The following is a 15,465-nucleotide window of genomic DNA, read 5'->3' as shown; positions in this document are numbered from 1 at the left end:
GGGCGCCTGCCCTTCCCGAGATCGAAATGCCCGAATTGACCGACAAACAGACCTTCTCCGACGACGACGCTCTGGAGTTCCACAGCGATCCGATCCCGGGCAAGATCTCCATGGCCCCGACCAAGCCGATGGCGACCCAGCGCGATCTGTCCCTGGCCTATTCGCCGGGCGTGGCTGTGCCGGTCCTGGCTATCGCGGCGGATGCCGACAAGGCCTACGACTACACCGCCAAGGGCAACCTGGTCGCCGTCATCTCGAACGGCACCGCCATCCTCGGCCTGGGTCACCTGGGCCACATGGCGTCCAAGCCGGTGATGGAGGGCAAGTCGGTCCTGTTCAAGCGCTTCGCCGACGTCGACAGCTTCGATGTGGAAGTGAAGACCACTGACCCGGACGAGTTCGTCACCGTGGTCAAGAACATCGGCGACACCTGGGGCGGCATCAACCTGGAGGATATCAAGTCCCCGGAATGCTTCGAGATCGAAGCCCAGCTGCAGGACCTGCTGGACATCCCGGTCTTCCATGACGACCAGCACGGCACGGCCATCATCTCGACCGCTGGTCTGATCAACGCCGCCCATATCGTCGGCAAGAAGCTGGAAGACCTGAAGGTCGTCCTGTCGGGCGCCGGCGCCGCGGGCCTGTCGTCCATCGCCCTGATGAAGGCCGCCGGCGTCAAGGCCGAGAACACCGTCATCTGCGACCGTCAGGGCGTCATCTACAAGGGCCGCGACAACGTCTCGCAATGGCAGGCGGCGCACGCCACCGACACGCCTCTGCGCACCCTGGCCGAGGCCATGGTCGGCGCCGACGTGGTGCTGGGCCTGTCCGCCAAGGGCGCCATCTCCAAGGAAATGGTTGCCTCCATGGCGCCCAATCCAATCATCTTCGCCATGGCCAACCCCGACCCGGAAATCACCCCGGAAGACGTCAAGTCGGTGCGTTCGGACGCCATCATCGCCACCGGTCGCTCGGACTATGTGAACCAGGTCAACAACGTCCTGGCCTTCCCCTATCTGTTCCGCGGCGCGCTGGACGTGCGCGCGCGCCAGATCAACCACGAGATGAAGATCGCCTGCGCCCAGGCCCTGGCGGCTCTGGCCCGCGAGGACGTGCCGGACGAGGTCGCCGCCGCCTATCGCGGCCGCAAGCTGAAGTTCGGCCCGGAATACATCATCCCGACCCCGTTCGACCCGCGCCTGATCTGGTACATCCCGCCTTTCATCGCCCAGACGGCGATGGACACCGGCGTGGCCCGCAAGCCGATCGAGGACATGGAGGCCTATCGCATCGCCCTGCGCCAGCGGGTCGATCCGTCCGCCGCCCTGATGCAGAAGATTTCCTCGGCCGTGCGCTCGGGACCCAAGCAGCGCGTGGTCTTCGCCGAGGGCGAGGAGCAGTCGGTCATCCGCGCCGCCTGGGCCTTCAAGCAGGCCGAGCTGGGCACGCCGATCCTGGTCGGCCGCGAGGACCTGATCCGTCAGAACGCTGCCGAGGCCGGCCTGAATTTCGACGACCTGGGTATTGAGGTGATGAACGCCCGCGTGTCGGAGCGGAACGCCGAATACGTCGAGTGGCTGTACAACCGCCTGCAGCGCCGGGGCTATCTGCGCCGCGACGTGCAGCGGATGATCAACCAGGACCGCAACTACTTCGGCGCCGCCATGATCGCGCGCGGCCAGGCCGACTGCATGGTCACCGGCGTGACCCGCAACTTCAACATGGCCCTGAAGGAGGTCCGCCGCGTCCTCGACGTGAAGGACCGCATGATCGGCCTGTCGATCCTGCTGGCCAAGGGCCGCACCCTGTTCGTGGCCGACACCTCGATCCACGAACTGCCCAACGCCGAGGAACTGGCCGAGATCGCCATCAAGGCCGCCGCCACGGTCAAGAAGCTGGGCCGTAAGCCGCGTGTCGCCTTCCTCAGCTACTCGACCTTCGGCGATCCGCCCGGCGACCGCGGCGAGAAGGTGCGCGAGGCCATCCGCATCCTGGACGCCATGGACGTCGACTTCGAGTACGAAGGCGAGATGCCGCCCGAACTGGCCCTGAACCCCGAGGCGCGCGCCAACTATCCCTTCATGCGCCTGACCGGCGACGCCAACGTCCTGGTCATGCCGGCCATCCATTCGGCCGCCATCTCGACCCGCCTGGTGCAGTCCCTGGGCGGCGCCACGGTGATCGGCCCGCTGCTGGTCGGCCTGGAGAAGTCGGTGCAGATCGTGCCCCTGGGCGCCTCGGTCAGCGAGATCATCACCGCCGCCACCTTCGCCGCCTACGCCGAGGGCGCCGAGGTCGAGGACTGATCGCTTTCCATCTCTGGAACGTCGAGAGGCGGCCTTCGGGCCGCCTCTTTGCGTTTGGGCTTCAGGCTGTCCGCTTCAGGCGACGCAGTTCGAACGTCTGGCGCACCCATTCGGCGGCGCAGAAGACGACGGCGATGACGCCCAGCCAGGCGGCGATGACGAACATGGCGGCATAGCCCTGACGCTCGATCAGCTCGCCCAGGGCGCCGCGTCCCAGGGTGCCGATCAGCAGGGCCAGGGAGGTGAAGACGGCGAACTGGACGGCGCCGAACATCTTGTTCGACAGGGCCGACAGATAGGCGACGAAGGCGGCTCCGGCGAAGCCGCCGGCGATGTTCTCACCGGCGATGGCCAGCATCAGCCGCGCCAGAGGCTCGCCAACATGGAACAGGCCGAACAGCTTGTAGAGGCCGCTGACCTGCATGAAGCCGTGGATCACCGGCGCCCCCAGCGCCAGGTCCATCATCAGCAGGTTGGTCGCCGCCGACAGGACTGCGCCCAGCAGCAGGCTGGCCATGCGGCCGATCACCAGCAGCGCCCAGCCGCCCAGGCCGATTCCGAGGATGGTCATGATCACGCCGAAGGTCTTGGAGGCCAGGGCGATCTCGGTCTTGGTGTGGCCCAGCGCTCCGCCAGTGTCGCCCATGTAGAAGGGGAAGGCGAACGGCCCCCAGACCCCGTCGGTGATGCGATAGGTCAGGATCAGACCCAGGACGATCACCGCGCCCCAACCCAGACGCCCCATCAGCTCGACCAGGGGCGCGAGGATGGCGTCATAAAGGGTGTTGACCAGGGCCGGGGCGTCGCGCCCGGCGGGCGTCTGCGCCGTCTTGCCGCCGCGCCAGACGATCAGTCCGGCCAGCAGGGCCGGCAGGATGACGGCGCCGCCGACGATCCAGGGGCCCCAGGTCGCAGTGAACTCGCCTGCGCTCGGCGCCGGGGTGACGCTCAGCGCCGTGACCATGAAGCGGATCAGCATGACGGCGGCCCAGGCCCAGGCGATCAGGGTGACGGCCAGAGCCGTCATGCGCAGGCGCGGCGAACCGATGCGCTCGCGGGCGATGGCCTGCTTGGCCGCCGGCTTGGGCTCGGGCGCGATCAGGGTGCCGAGCAGGCCCAGACCCATCAGGCCCGCGCCAATGACGAAGGTCGAGGACCAGCCGAGATGATCCGCCAGCACCAGAGCCCCCGCGCCGCCGACCAGCGCCGCCGTGCGGAAGCCCAGCTGATAGACGGTCGACAGCAGATCGACCGGAACGCGCTCATCGGCGACCTCGATCCGCCAGGTGTCGATGACGATGTCCTGGGTCGCCGAGGCGAAGGCGCCGAGCGCCGCCGCGCCCGCCAGCAGGGCGATCGCGCCCGTGCCGGGATGCGACAGGGCGATGGTCAGCAGGGCGCCGACCAGCACCACCTGACACAGGATCAGCCACGACCGGCGCCGCCCCATCTTGCCGATGATCGGCGGGGTCAGGCCGACCGAGGGCGACCACAGGAATTTGAAGGCGCCGAACAGACCGACCCAGGACAGGACGCCGATGGTGGCCACTGACACGCCCGCGTCGGACAGCCAGGCGTTCAGGGTGCCGAACAGCATGGCGAAGGGCAGGCCGGCGGAGAAGCCCAGCAGCAGCATGGCCAGGGTGCGCCGCTCGCGGAAGGCCGCCTTCAGCACGCCAAGGCCTTTCGGCGACGGCTGCAGGGCCGCGACCTCGGAAGCGGGCGTCTTCGTGTCGGTCATGCGGCTCTCCGGCGGGACGCCGCCGGAAAACGGGCGGTCGTGGTTACTGAGCGCCGACCTTGGCGCGGTTGCCGACGTTCGTCCAGCGGGTCAGGGCGGCGCGCAGGGCGTCAGCCTCCAGCGGCTTGGTCAGATGGTCGTTCATCCCCGCTTCCAGACAGGCGATGCGGTCCTCGGCGAAGGCGTTGGCGGTCAGGGCTACGATCGGTGTCCGCTCGCCGCGCTCGCGCAGCGCTCGCGCCGCCGCGGGGCCGTCCATGCGCGGCATCCGCATGTCCATGAAGATCAGATCGAAACGGGCTTCCTTCAGCGTGAGCAGGGCCTCGTGCCCGTCGGCCGCGGTCTGGACGACGCAGCCCTCGCGGCGCAGCAGGGTCTTGGCCAGAAGCGCGCCGACCGGATTGTCCTCGACCAGCAGGACCCGCAGGCCCTTGAAGGCCACCGGCGCGACGCGGTCGTCATCCTGAGCGCGCGCTGTGGGAACCGCCAGACCCTTGCGGCGGCCCGCCGCCGCCAGCACCCGCTCGGCCAGGGAGGCGCGACGCAGGGGCTTGATCAGATAGCCGTGGAAACCCGCCGTCCGGTAGCGGTCGATCAGATCGCGCTCGCCGGGTTTCAGCAGGATGATGGCCTCGCCCTGCGCCGGCTTGACCATCAGGGCGCCCTCCTCGGCCATGGCGTGGTCGATCAGGGTCACGCCCGCCTGACGTGCGACCCGCCCGCCCGAGGCTTCGATCTGGGCCGTGGCCGCCTGGCGCACGAAGGGATCGGGCGTGCGCACCGCCACCGCCACACCGTCCAGAAGACGCTCGCGCGTCGCAGCGTCGGCCGCTACGGCGAAGGGGGCCTCGAAGCGGAAGCGGGCGCCGGGTCCGTCGGGCCTATCGCTCACGGCGACCGTGCCGCCCATGGCCTGGGCCAGACGCCGGACCACGGCCAGGCCCAGACCGGCGCCGTCGAAGCGGGCGGCGTCCGAGGCGTCGGCGTGGCCGAACTCATCGAAGATGCGGCCGCGCGCCTCTTCCGGCACGCCGGGGCCGGTGTCGTCGACGACGAAGGCCAGGCGGGGACGCGCGGCGGTACCGCCCGCACGCTCGACCGTCAGGCGGACCCCGCCCCGGTCAGTGAATTTCACGGCGTTGCCCGCCAGATTGAACAGGACCTGACGCAGGCGGCCCTCGTCGGCGATCACATCAGGGGCGTCGGCGGCGACGGACCAGGCGATCTCCAGTCCCTTGTCGTGGGCCTTGGGGCTGAGCAGTTCGGCCACGCCGCGCGTCAGGCCTTCCAGGTCGACCGGCGAGGCGTCGAACTCCAGCGCTCCGGCCTCCAGGCGGGCGAAGTCCAGCAGGTCGTTGACCAGGCCCAGCAGGTGTTCCGCCGACTTCTGGGCGGCTTCGGCATAGGCGCGCTGAGCGCCGTCCAGCCTGGTCCGCGACAACAGTCCCAGCATGCCGATCACCCCGTTCAGGGGCGTGCGCATCTCATGGCTCATCAGCCGCAGGAACTGCTGTTCCGGCCCGTCCGACGGCGCGGCGGGCGTGATTTCGGTCGGTGCGTGCGTTCTGCGTGCCTGTCCCATGGCGACCACCCTAGCGCCCAAGAGTTAAGCGTGGCCGAACGAGGATTTCAGATCTCAAAAGGCGGGCGTCTCGCTGCGGTGCGCGGTCTGGCGGTCGAAATCGCCCTGCGCCCCGACGGTCGTGCGGCGATACATCAGGGCCTCGGCGACGTGACGGCGCAGAACGCCCGTCGAACCGTCCAGATCGGCGATGGTGCGCGCCAGTCTCAGGGTGCGGGTCCAGCCGCGCGCGGTCAGACCGCCCGCCTCGCCCGCCCGCATCAGCAAGGCGCGACCCGCGTCGTCGGGGGCGGCGAAGCGCTCCAGGGTCTCGCCCGAGGCGCGGGCGTTGATGGCCTGATCGCGCGCCTTGTCGGGGTCGTAGCCCGCCGCGCAGATCCGTTCCTCCTGCTGGGCGCGGGCGGTCGCCACACGGGCGGCGGCCTCGGCCGTGCCTTCGGCGGGGGCGGGAAGGGCCATGTCGGCGGCGGTCACGGGCGGGGTTTCCACCGTCAGGTCGATGCGGTCGAACATCGGGCCGGAGATGCGATTCTGATAGTCGCGCTGACAGCGCGGAGCCTTCCCACAGGCGCCGCGTCCGGCCCCGCCCAGACCGCAGCGGCAGGGGTTCATCGCCGCCACCAGCTGGAAGCGCGCCGGATAGCGCACGTGGGCGTTGGCCCGCGCCACGACGATCTCGCCCGTCTCCAGCGGCTGACGCAGGCTGTCCAGCGCCTGGGCCGAATATTCCGGCAGTTCGTCGAGGAAGAGGACGCCGTTGTGGGCCAGCGAGGCCTCGCCCGGCTTGGCCCGCAGGCCACCGCCGGTCAGGGCGGCCATGGAGGCGGAGTGGTGCGGCGCCCGGAAGGGCCGGTCACGGGTCAGGGCGCCGCGATCGATCAAGCCCGCCACTGACCAGACCATGGAGGTCTCCAGCAGTTCCTGCGGCGTCAGCGGCGGCAAGAGGCCCGGCAGGCGCTGGGCCATCATCGACTTGCCGGAACCCGGCGGACCGATGAAGAGCCTCTTATTGACTAGAGACCTCTACTCGTTGCATCCACGCCGTCGAGAACGTCATGACCATCCGCCCCCGCGCCTACTCCTACCTCCGCTTCAGCACCCCCGAGCAAGCCCTCGGGGACAGCAAGAGGCGTCAGCTTGAGGGTGCCCGAGAATGGGCGGCGAGACACGAGCTCGCCCTCGACGAGGAGTTAACCGACGAAGGCGTCAGCGGCTTCCGAGGTGCTAACACGCGCGACGATACCGCGCTCGGGTCGTTCCTTCGGGCTGTCCACCAAGGGGCGGTGCCGCCGGGAAGTTACCTCATCGTCGAAAGCCTCGACCGCCTCTCCCGTGACCGCATCCTAGCGGCGCAGAACACACTCCTGTCCCTGCTGCTGGCAGGGATCATCGTGGTGACCTTGGGAGATGGCAGGGAGTACTCTGAGGCGAGCGTCAACGCGAACCCTACGGACCTCTTGGTCAGCCTCCTCGTCCTGATGCGAGCCAACGAAGAGAGCGAGACTAAGGCCCGTCGCATGCGGGCCGTATGGCAGGCAAAGCGCGCCGAGGCAGTGACGAGCAAGCGCCGCCTAACCGTCCGCGCCCCTGCTTGGCTCGAGGTCGATGGGGACGGGTTCAGGCCGATCCCTGAGAGGGCCGCCGTCGTGGGTCGCATCTTCGCCGAGACCATCGCGGGCCGGGGCCAGCATGCCGTGGCCGAGGGGCTCACACTGGACGGCGTCCCCACATGGGGCGGGAGCCAAGGCTGGCACCGGTCCTATGTCCGCAAGATACTCGACAACCCCGCCGTCATCGGCACGGCGGTCCTGCACGTCACGGAACGCCTCGACGGAGGCGGATCGAAGCGCAGCCCGGTTAGCGAAGTGCGTGACTACTACCCGGCAGTCATCCAGCCCGACGCATGGGCGCGAGTACAGTCGCTCATCGGTGCACGGGACGGCGTGGCCGGTCTCGCTCGTCGAGGCCGTCACTCGGGCTCAGCCGTTCGGCATCTCCTCGCCGGGCTGGCTCGCTGCCCTCACTGCGAGGGAACGATGACCCGCGTCTCGAAGGGACCGGGAGGCGGGCGAACCTATCTGGTCTGCGCCAAGGCCAAGCGGAAGGCTGGCTGCGTGTACCGTGGCGTCCCCGTCGCCGAGGTGGACGCTGCGATCCTCGACCACCGCGTTCAGATTGAACTGGATGCACCGCCTTCAGGCGACGCCGAGGCTCGGCTGCAGGCCGCTCTGGATGACCTCGAGACCGAACTGGGTGCGGTCGTCGAAGAGCGGTCGGAGTTGGACGCGGCCCGCCGCCGCCCCGGCGCCCTCTCTAGGGCACAGCGTGAGAGAACCGCAGAACTGTACGCGCTCCAAACCGCCCTGGAGGAACGCAGAAGAGAAGCCGAAACCGCGCTGGCCGCAGCGGCTTCCCCTGTTCTGTCGGCCCGTCTTACGCGACTGTCCGACGCCTTGGAGGAGGCGGCGAAAGCAGGCCTGCCCCTCGACGATGTGACCACCGCCAACGCCAGCTTGCGGGAAACCTTCACTGCCGTGGTCGTTGACTACGTGGCGGGGGAGCTTCGGCTCCACTGGAGACACGGGGGAGAGTCGGTGTTCCGCTACGGCTCCCCCTTTGATGCCGTCGAGGGCTGGGAGCCCTGACAGGAGGGCGTTGAGCCTCTTAGGCGGTCTCTGCCCGGTGCCGCTGATCCCAGCCTAGGACACACGGTGCCCACACTAGGGCGATAATGACGGCCACGGCGGTGATGCTCCCGTCGCCTATGGGCGCATACTTAAGGGGAACCCCGTACAGGACCCGTGCGCTCGCCAGCGCCATCAGGTACGCGGGAATGTGCGCGAACAAGAAGGCCACGCCAACGATCACCGTCGTCACCGTCACCTTGGTGAAGCCGTGAATCCACGCCTGTCGGGCTTCCCTAAGAAACTGCCTCAAGCTCTTCCTCCTGCCGATGGCCACCTTCCGCCGCCCTGAACGCAATGGCTGCGCTCGTGTCAAGCAGGACGCGGCGTACGGCGTGGAGTGAGCAGAAGTGGACATGGTCGTGAAAGGCGCTGGAAGGCCCATGCAGACTCAATGGCGGGTCCTCGCTGTCCGACTGTAGGAAGGACGTCGAGGGCCGCTCACGGACTCTCCCAGCCGCATTTAGAGGATGCCGACACCTTCGCCTTCGCCCGCTCCGACGCGGACCCCGTGAACATCCGCACCGTCCAGATCGACGGGCAGCCGTGGTTCTTCGGAACCGATGCCCTCCTGGCCCTGAACATCGCCAAGGGTTCGACCACGGACACCTACGTCCGCATCGCGGAAGACCGGAAACGCTATGCGGGTAGAACCGGCCTTGGGCTTCCCGGTGGACGCCCGGTCGTCCTCCTGAACGAGGCGTGACCAATTAAGTGGCGGTCTAGGGGGCCGAGAAGGCCCAACCCCAAGGTTATCCTAAGGTTGCCTAAGGATGGCCGTGGATCGACCCCTGAGTTCTCCCCGCCGAGGAGACACCTCCGCGTCCTAGACGGACTGGAGGTACAGCGCTTCGGGAGGGGAGATCGTCCTCGGCAGACCTTGCCTACCCCATCCCAGTGCAGCTGGACCGACGACATCGTCGTTGCCGTACCCCTCAACCCTCAACCTCGGAGTCCGCCATGTGCGACCCCTTCACCATGGCTGCCGTCGCCCTAACCACCACCGCCGCCAACATCTACGCGGGCAACAAGGCTGCGTCGGCAGCCAGCCGCACCATCGACAGCCAGCTTGCTCAGTCCGAGGCAGAGATCGCCAAGGCTGAGGTCAGCGAGGTCAACGACCGGCTCCGGCTCCAACGGAAGGAGCAGGCCCGTATCAAGGTCGCTGCCGGGGAGGCTGGGCTCCAGTTCGGAGGCAGCATCGAGGCCCTGCTCAAGGACAGCCTGATGCAGACCCAACTCTCTCAGGAGCGCACCCGTATGAACGCCCAGAGCCAGCGGGAGAGTGTCCGCGCCGAGGCGAACGCCATGTACTCCCGCAACCCGAAGACCAACGCCCTCGGCGCAGGCCTGCAGTTGGCGGCGTCGGGCTTGGACGGTTGGAGCCGGGGCCGTTCTATGCGGATTGAGCGCGAGGCCACGGAGCGCCGTGCAGGGCGGGCCGCAGCGGACGGCTAGAGCTATCCGGCTCCGACGACACCGCCCGGCGTCCCGCGTAGTCCTGACCTGCGGCTTTTCGGGTCACACCCCCGAGAGCCCATGTACGTATGCGCCGACGATTGATTACCCCCGGTGGGGGTCGGCGTCGGTCGCATCCCGGCAGGGGCTCGAGGTGTGCGACCTGTGTCGAGGAGCGTCCTAATGGGTGGACGGCGTAGCTGACGGGACGAGCCCAAAGGCCTTCAGGCGCTGCCGGAAAGCACCGACGCTGGCGAGGAGTTCTTGGGTGCTGCGATCACGCCGCGTCGAAGCAGAGCCGCTCGGTGCGAACAGGTGGTCCCGCGACGACTCGAGGAGGTAGGCGTGAGCAGGGTCGAGGGGGCAGGAGGTCGAGGAGTCGGTCATGGTGCCTGGAGTCGATTGTGGTCATGTCCCCGCGAGGGGAGCTTGGCCATAGGCGCCCCGGACTCCGAGGTCCACGGAAATGAACCCGTGCAAACATGGACGCCTTTTGGCCACGCCTGCTGTTCAGTCGGGAAGCGCCACATCCTCGGCGTGGGCGCCCATGCCCCTGCTTTTTTTGTACAGAGACGCCTACCCCATGCCACCAAGCTAGGAGCTTGCATTGGATGATCCATCAAAACAGCTGACCTGTCTCGTCGTGGCGACCGGACCGTTCAGCCTCATAACGCTGGACGAAACGGACTCGCTTAGCGTCTCAATCTCTGATGTGAACCAACACAGCTATGACCGCCTCCGACTTTGCCGCACCACGATGGAGGTCGATCTCGGCCTTGGACCTCTCCCGGGTCTAATCAGCTACACCGCTGCGATTATCCTCCCTCCGCTTCGTGGCGTAACGCCTCAGGTAGCAATCGACGCCGTTAATCGCTTCCTGTTCGAGCTCCTACTCGGGGGCGTCGCCTTCGATGCGGCTGCGCCTGAAGATGTCGGCCAAGGCGTTGCATACAGCACCGGCTACTTCCACGTGACGAGCGGAGGGCCAGGGATCAACTTCACTCGCCTAAGGGCGCTGCAAGCTGGAGACGTCAGCACCTATGACTCGATCTGCTTGGTTCAGCCACAAACCTACACCGCAGCCGACATCAACGGCGCACTGGCCGTTGGCCGACCTCTAGCGCGACAGATACCCGAGCTAAACCCGACCATTCTGCTAGACGGACTCGCTGCCCTTAAAGCCCAACGGTACACAGCCTCGCTCGTGTTCCTATGGACTGCGGCGGAAACCCTTCTCGATCGGCTATGGGATGATCGGATTCGCCCGAACGGGTCATCCGTCGCGCACCGCCCGCAGTTTGTGAGCTCCCGCAGTTGGACTGCCGCGCACAAAGCCGAAGTTCTTTTCCAGACCGGCGCACTAGACGAACGTCTCTACGGGCTCCTCAACGGAGTTCGGAAAGCTCGCAACGACGCTGCCCACAAAGGCACCACCCCGTCGGCAACAACATGCGAAACTGCCGCAACAGTCCTGTTTCATCTGATCAGCCTGATCATACCAACCGAAGCGGGCAGCAGGATTAAACGATTGGCATCGCTGTACCGTCGAGGAAAGCCGGTGCGCCAGATCGCGCAGCCACTGGCTTGGCGCCACTTCCCGTCAGTACCCGGCAGCGAGCAATGGGGAGACGCCGACTTCCCAAGATACCCCGAGCGGGAATGGACCATACTCTCCGACGAGACACAGGCGCAGCTGAAAGCGCGCGAGGTCTCTAGTTCTTGACATGAGCAGGTTGTGGCCGCCCGCCGCCGCGATCTCCAGCGCCCGCTTGGCGCTTTCCTGGCCCTTGACCTCGCGCAGGTCCGGGACCGCGCCGCCGGCCGTCACCGGACCGGGTTCGGGCGCGCGCAAAACCTGCGTCCCCCGGAAATGGTTGATCAGGCCGATCAGGGAGCGGGGGGCCAGAATGGCGGTCTCTCCGGCCCAGGCGGCCTCGGGGCCATTGGCCTCGGGGCAGATGAGGCCCAGTCCCATGGCGCCCGCCGCCATGGCCGCCGGCAGGGTTCCGCCTACGGCCGCGATCTGACCGTCCAGCCCCAGTTCCCCGACCGCCGCCCAACCGTCCAGAGCGTCTGGCGCGATCACACCCATGGAGGCCAGCAGGGCCAGGGCGATGGGCAGGTCGAAATGACTGCCTTCCTTGGGCAGGTCGGCGGGGGCCAGGTTGGCGATGACCTTCTTGGGCGGCAGGGCCAGGCCGATGCCTGCAAAGGCCCCGCGCACTCGCTCGCGGCTCTCGGCCACCGCCTTGTCGGGCAGGCCGACGATGGCGAAGGCCCCGGCAGGGGTCGCCACCTGCTGCACTTCGACGTCGACCCGGCGCGCCTCGACCCCGTCGAAAGCGACCGTCACCACCCGCGCAACCATGGGCTCCCTCCCGCTGACCGGGAGGGAACAAATCACGAACTTGCAACGACTGCAAGAGCGTCGTTATGCGATTAGCCTCAGGCCGCTTCGGCCTTCTTCTTCTCGATCACGTCCCACATCAGAGCCGTCGCATCGACGCCGCTGAACTTGAGCAACTGCTGGGCGCCCGTGGGAGAGGTGACGTTGATCTCGGTCAGGTAGTCGCCGATCACGTCGATGCCGACGAAGATCAGGCCGCGCTCCCTCAGATAGGGGCCGATGGCGGCGCAGATCTCCAGATCGCGGGGGGTCAGCTCGACCGGCGCCGCCGTGCCGCCGACGCGCAGGTTGGAGCGCACCTGATCCTTGGCCGGGATGCGGTTGATGGCGCCGACCGGCTCGCCGTCGATCAGGATGATGCGCTTGTCGCCCTTGGACACGGCGGGGATGAATTTCTGGATCACCAGCGGGTCGCGCGATCCGGCGGCGTGGATCTCGATCAGGGCTTCCAGATTGGGGTCGTCGGCCTTGAGCCGCACCACGCCCGAGCCGGCGGCGCCGTGCAGGGGCTTGAGCACCACGTCGCCGTGACGGCGGTGGAAGTCGACCAGGGCGATCGGGTCCGAGGACACCAGGGTCGGCGGCTGCAGGCCGGGGAAGAGGGTGGCGATCAGCTTCTCGGGGGCCGAGCGCACCTCGGCCGGGTTGTTGACCACCAGGGTCTTCGGATGCACCCGCTCCAGCAGATAGGTGGCGGTCACATAGGCCATGTCGAAGGGGGGGTCCTGACGCATAAGGATGACGTCCACGTCCTCGGCCAGGTCCAGGATCACCTCGGGGCCGAAGTCGGCGTGCTCGCCCTGGACCGTGTTCACCGTCACCGGGCGGGCGCGGCAGAACAGACGGCCTTCGTCCAGCGCCAGGGTGCGGAAGTCGTAGATCCACAGCTTGTGGCCGCGCGCCTGACCCGACAGGGCCATCAGGAAGGTGGTGTCGGACTCGACGTTCACCGCCTCGAGCGGATCCATCTGGATGGCGACTTTCAGCATGGGAGAGGAGTCCTTGTTCGCAGTAGAGGCGCTAACGCTCGCGCCGCGGGCGCTCGCTGCTTGAGCGCCGCTGAGACGCTCAAGCTCCTACTTGATGGCGCCGGGCACGCACCGCAAGGCTTCAGTTCAGGCGCATCCGCACCCGGTCCATGCTGGCGCGGTGGGCGTCGGCGGGGCCGTCGACGGCGCGGGCGCGCGACAGGGCCTGCAGCGCTCCGGTCAGGGCCCCCTGCTTCTCACGCGCGGCGGCGACGTCCAGCCAGGGCCGGTGGTCCTCGGGATCGAGCAGGGCGCGGCGCAGGGCCGAGCGTTCGGCGCCCTCATAGTCCTCGGCCATCAGGGCCCGGGTGAAGAGGACGTTCTGCAGCCGGATCAGGGCCTGGCGGTCGCTGACCGGCGCCATCAGCAGGTCCAGCCGGTCGGCGACGTGCGGTGTCAGGCCAGCCAGCAGGGCGCGGCGCGTCAGTTCGCTGGGCAGGACCAGACGTCCCTGACTGAAGGGGTCCAGCGCCACCGGTCCCTCGGGGGTCTCGACCCGGAGCAGAACGTGCCCCGGGAAGTCCACCGCCGCCGCCTTCAACCCCGCCCGGCGGGCCGCGTCGAGGTAGAAGATCACCAGGGCCGCCGAAAGGCCGCGCCGCCGCTCGGCCACGTCGATGATGTCGGTGTTGCCGGGGTGGTCGTAGTTCAAAAGGTCGCCGTTCAGCCGCAGGTCCGAGGCCATGGTCTCAGCCAGGGCGTCGTCGGGACTTTCATTGGCGGCGCGTTCCTTGACCCGCTGCGCGGCCTGATCGGCCAGCAGGCGAACCGGCTCGGGGTCGCGGAAGGGATAGTCGTGAATGGCGCAGGCGACGGCGCAGTCGAGCAGGGGAAAGCCCTCGTCCCCGGCGGTTCCCGCCTGGGTCAGAATGGTTTCCGCCTCGTCCCGGGTCACCGGATGTCCGCTCCTGTCGTGGTCACCCCGCGAAGATGACGCGGAAATCGTCCAGGTGCCAGCGCCACCATATCAATCCGCAAGTTCAGTCCCTGCAGCGAGGGCCGGCTGCGGGCCACCGCCGCCCCGGCGACAGCCAGTCGACCGTGCTGTTCCGGCCCCAGGGCCAGGATGGCCGCCTCGAGGGTTTGCCGCCGTTTGACCTCGACCACCGCCAGGGTGCGGCCGCGTTTCGCCAGGATGTCGATCTCGCCGCCGCGCCCCCTCAGGCGAAAGGCCAGGATCTGATAGCCCTTGAGCATCAGCCAGAGGGCGGCGATCCATTCGGCGCCGTGGCCCTGCCGGTGCGACCGTCCGCCCAGCGCCTGACGCCAGCCCGACTTGGGCCGACGTGGCGACGGACGGGGCCGCAGGCGGGGCTTCACCCCCGGCCCTGCATTTCCAGCGCCCGCTTGTAGAGCGGCTTGCGCGGCAGGTTCAGCGCCTTGGACACTTCGGCGGCGGCCTCGCCCGGGGGCAGGCGGGTCATGGCCTCGGCCAGGGCCGCGTCGGCGTCGGCGGCGCTGGCGACCTCGGCCTCGCCGGGGCCGACCACCACGACGATCTCGCCCTTGGGCGCGTCGCAGCGCGGGTCGACGGCCAGTTGGGCCAGGTTGCCGCGCACGGCTTCCTCATAGAGCTTGGTCAGTTCGCGGGTGACGGCGGCGGGGCGGTCGCCCAGCACCTCGGCCATGTCGGCCAGGCTGTCCTTCAGGCGCGGGCCGCTCTCGAAGAAGACCAGGGTCTGACGCCCGGTGCGCAGCTCCTCCAGCATGGTTTTGCGCGCCCCCGACTTGGGCGGCAGGAAGCCGGCGAACAGCACCCGGTCGGCGGGCTGCCCCGCCAGGCAGAGGGCGGCCAGCAGGCTGGAGGCGCCGGGGACGGGATGGACCGGCAGGCCCTCGGCGATGGCGGCGCGGGCCACGACATAGCCGGGGTCCGAGACCAGGGGCGTGCCCGCGTCGGAAACCAGGGCCACGACCTCGCCCGCCTTCAGCCGCTCGATGGCGATCTCGGCAGCGCGGGCCGAGGCGTGGTCGTCGCAGCGCTCCAGCTTGGCCCGCAAGCCATAGGCGGTCAGCAGCTTGGCCGTGACGCGGGTGTCCTCGGCCAGGACCAGATCGGCGGCGGCCAGGACGTCCAGCGCCCGCAACGTCATGTCCCGCAGATTGCCGATGGGCGTGGCCACCAGATAGAGGCCGGGCGCGACGGAGCGCGCGGGCGGAGCGGTCGGCGGGAACAGGGAGGCGTCGGACATGGCGCCATCCTAGAGGGCGTCACAGCCTCGTGAAAGGCGCGTCGGGGAACGCGCCGCGTCCACGGCG

The 15,465-nt window shown here is 68.4% G+C and carries 11 protein-coding genes and 2 pseudogenes; 4 read left to right on the top strand and 9 right to left on the bottom strand.

The genetic code is table 11. From position 1 onward, the window contains the following. The first annotated feature begins 26 nt into the window (after positions 1-26). Entirely contained in the window at positions 27-2,306 is a 2,280-nt protein-coding gene (locus tag ACIQTU_RS00595; protein ID WP_400540788.1) for an NADP-dependent malic enzyme, read from the top strand. 61 nt (positions 2,307-2,367) lie between these two features. Here ACIQTU_RS00595 and ACIQTU_RS00590 read toward each other — a convergent pair whose 3' ends face one another. From ACIQTU_RS00590 to ACIQTU_RS00580, 3 genes and pseudogenes are all read right to left on the bottom strand, one after another. Continuing rightward, positions 2,368-4,047, bottom strand: coding sequence for an AmpG family muropeptide MFS transporter (locus tag ACIQTU_RS00590; RefSeq protein WP_400540785.1), 1,680 nt, complete (start codon positions 4,045-4,047; stop codon positions 2,368-2,370). A gap of 43 nt (positions 4,048-4,090) precedes the next feature. Beyond that, a complete protein-coding gene (locus ACIQTU_RS00585) occupies positions 4,091-5,629 on the bottom strand; it encodes a response regulator (protein WP_400540782.1) in 1,539 nt (512 codons plus the stop codon). A gap of 54 nt (positions 5,630-5,683) precedes the next feature. Continuing rightward, positions 5,684-6,631 (bottom strand): annotated as a pseudogene (locus tag ACIQTU_RS00580) (ATP-binding protein); the annotation flags it as partial. Positions 6,632-6,684: 53 nt separating this feature from the next. Between ACIQTU_RS00580 and ACIQTU_RS00575 the strand changes: the two are divergent. Continuing rightward, positions 6,685-8,274: a recombinase family protein gene (locus ACIQTU_RS00575; RefSeq protein ID WP_400540779.1), complete on the top strand. Its 1,590-nt coding sequence runs from the start codon at positions 6,685-6,687 to the stop codon at positions 8,272-8,274. 19 nt (positions 8,275-8,293) lie between these two features. Here ACIQTU_RS00575 and ACIQTU_RS00570 read toward each other — a convergent pair whose 3' ends face one another. Then, positions 8,294-8,590 (bottom strand): hypothetical protein, encoded by a 297-nt coding sequence (locus tag ACIQTU_RS00570; protein WP_400540776.1) that lies wholly within the window; start codon positions 8,588-8,590, stop codon positions 8,294-8,296. A gap of 234 nt (positions 8,591-8,824) precedes the next feature. Here ACIQTU_RS00570 and ACIQTU_RS00565 point away from each other — a divergent pair, with 234 nt between their 5' ends. Together ACIQTU_RS00565 and ACIQTU_RS00560 are read left to right on the top strand one after the other, a co-directional pair. Beyond that, positions 8,825-9,019 (top strand): hypothetical protein, encoded by a 195-nt coding sequence (locus tag ACIQTU_RS00565; protein WP_400540773.1) that lies wholly within the window; start codon positions 8,825-8,827, stop codon positions 9,017-9,019. A gap of 254 nt (positions 9,020-9,273) precedes the next feature. After that, a complete protein-coding gene (locus tag ACIQTU_RS00560) occupies positions 9,274-9,771 on the top strand; it encodes a hypothetical protein (protein WP_400540770.1) in 498 nt (165 codons plus the stop codon). A gap of 1,726 nt (positions 9,772-11,497) precedes the next feature. Here the strand turns inward: ACIQTU_RS00560 and ACIQTU_RS00555 are convergent. From ACIQTU_RS00555 to rsmI, 5 genes and pseudogenes are all read right to left on the bottom strand, one after another. Beyond that, positions 11,498-12,139: pseudogene (locus tag ACIQTU_RS00555) on the bottom strand (magnesium chelatase domain-containing protein); the annotation flags it as partial. A 77-nt stretch (positions 12,140-12,216) separates the two neighbouring features. Next, on the bottom strand, positions 12,217-13,167 hold the full coding sequence (gshB, locus tag ACIQTU_RS00550; protein WP_400540767.1) for a glutathione synthase: 951 nt from the start codon (positions 13,165-13,167) through the stop codon (positions 12,217-12,219). A 121-nt stretch (positions 13,168-13,288) separates the two neighbouring features. Beyond that, entirely contained in the window at positions 13,289-14,101 is an 813-nt protein-coding gene (locus ACIQTU_RS00545) for a SirB1 family protein (RefSeq protein ID WP_400540764.1), read from the bottom strand. Next, complete coding sequence (locus ACIQTU_RS00540; protein WP_400540761.1) at positions 14,098-14,526, bottom strand: YraN family protein; 429 nt, start codon at positions 14,524-14,526, stop codon at positions 14,098-14,100. Before ACIQTU_RS00540 ends, ACIQTU_RS00545 begins: the two co-directional genes overlap by 4 nt. Beyond that, complete coding sequence (gene rsmI / locus ACIQTU_RS00535) at positions 14,523-15,398, bottom strand: 16S rRNA (cytidine(1402)-2'-O)-methyltransferase (RefSeq protein ID WP_400540758.1); 876 nt, start codon at positions 15,396-15,398, stop codon at positions 14,523-14,525. Before rsmI ends, ACIQTU_RS00540 begins: the two co-directional genes overlap by 4 nt. Positions 15,399-15,465 lie beyond the last annotated feature (67 nt).

It is taken from the genome of Brevundimonas sp. NPDC090276 (assembly GCF_044772165.1).
In the GTDB taxonomy this organism is placed as follows: domain Bacteria; phylum Pseudomonadota; class Alphaproteobacteria; order Caulobacterales; family Caulobacteraceae; genus Brevundimonas.
Note: the sequence above shows the minus strand (reverse complement) of the source record. Positions and strands in the feature narration are given on the sequence as shown.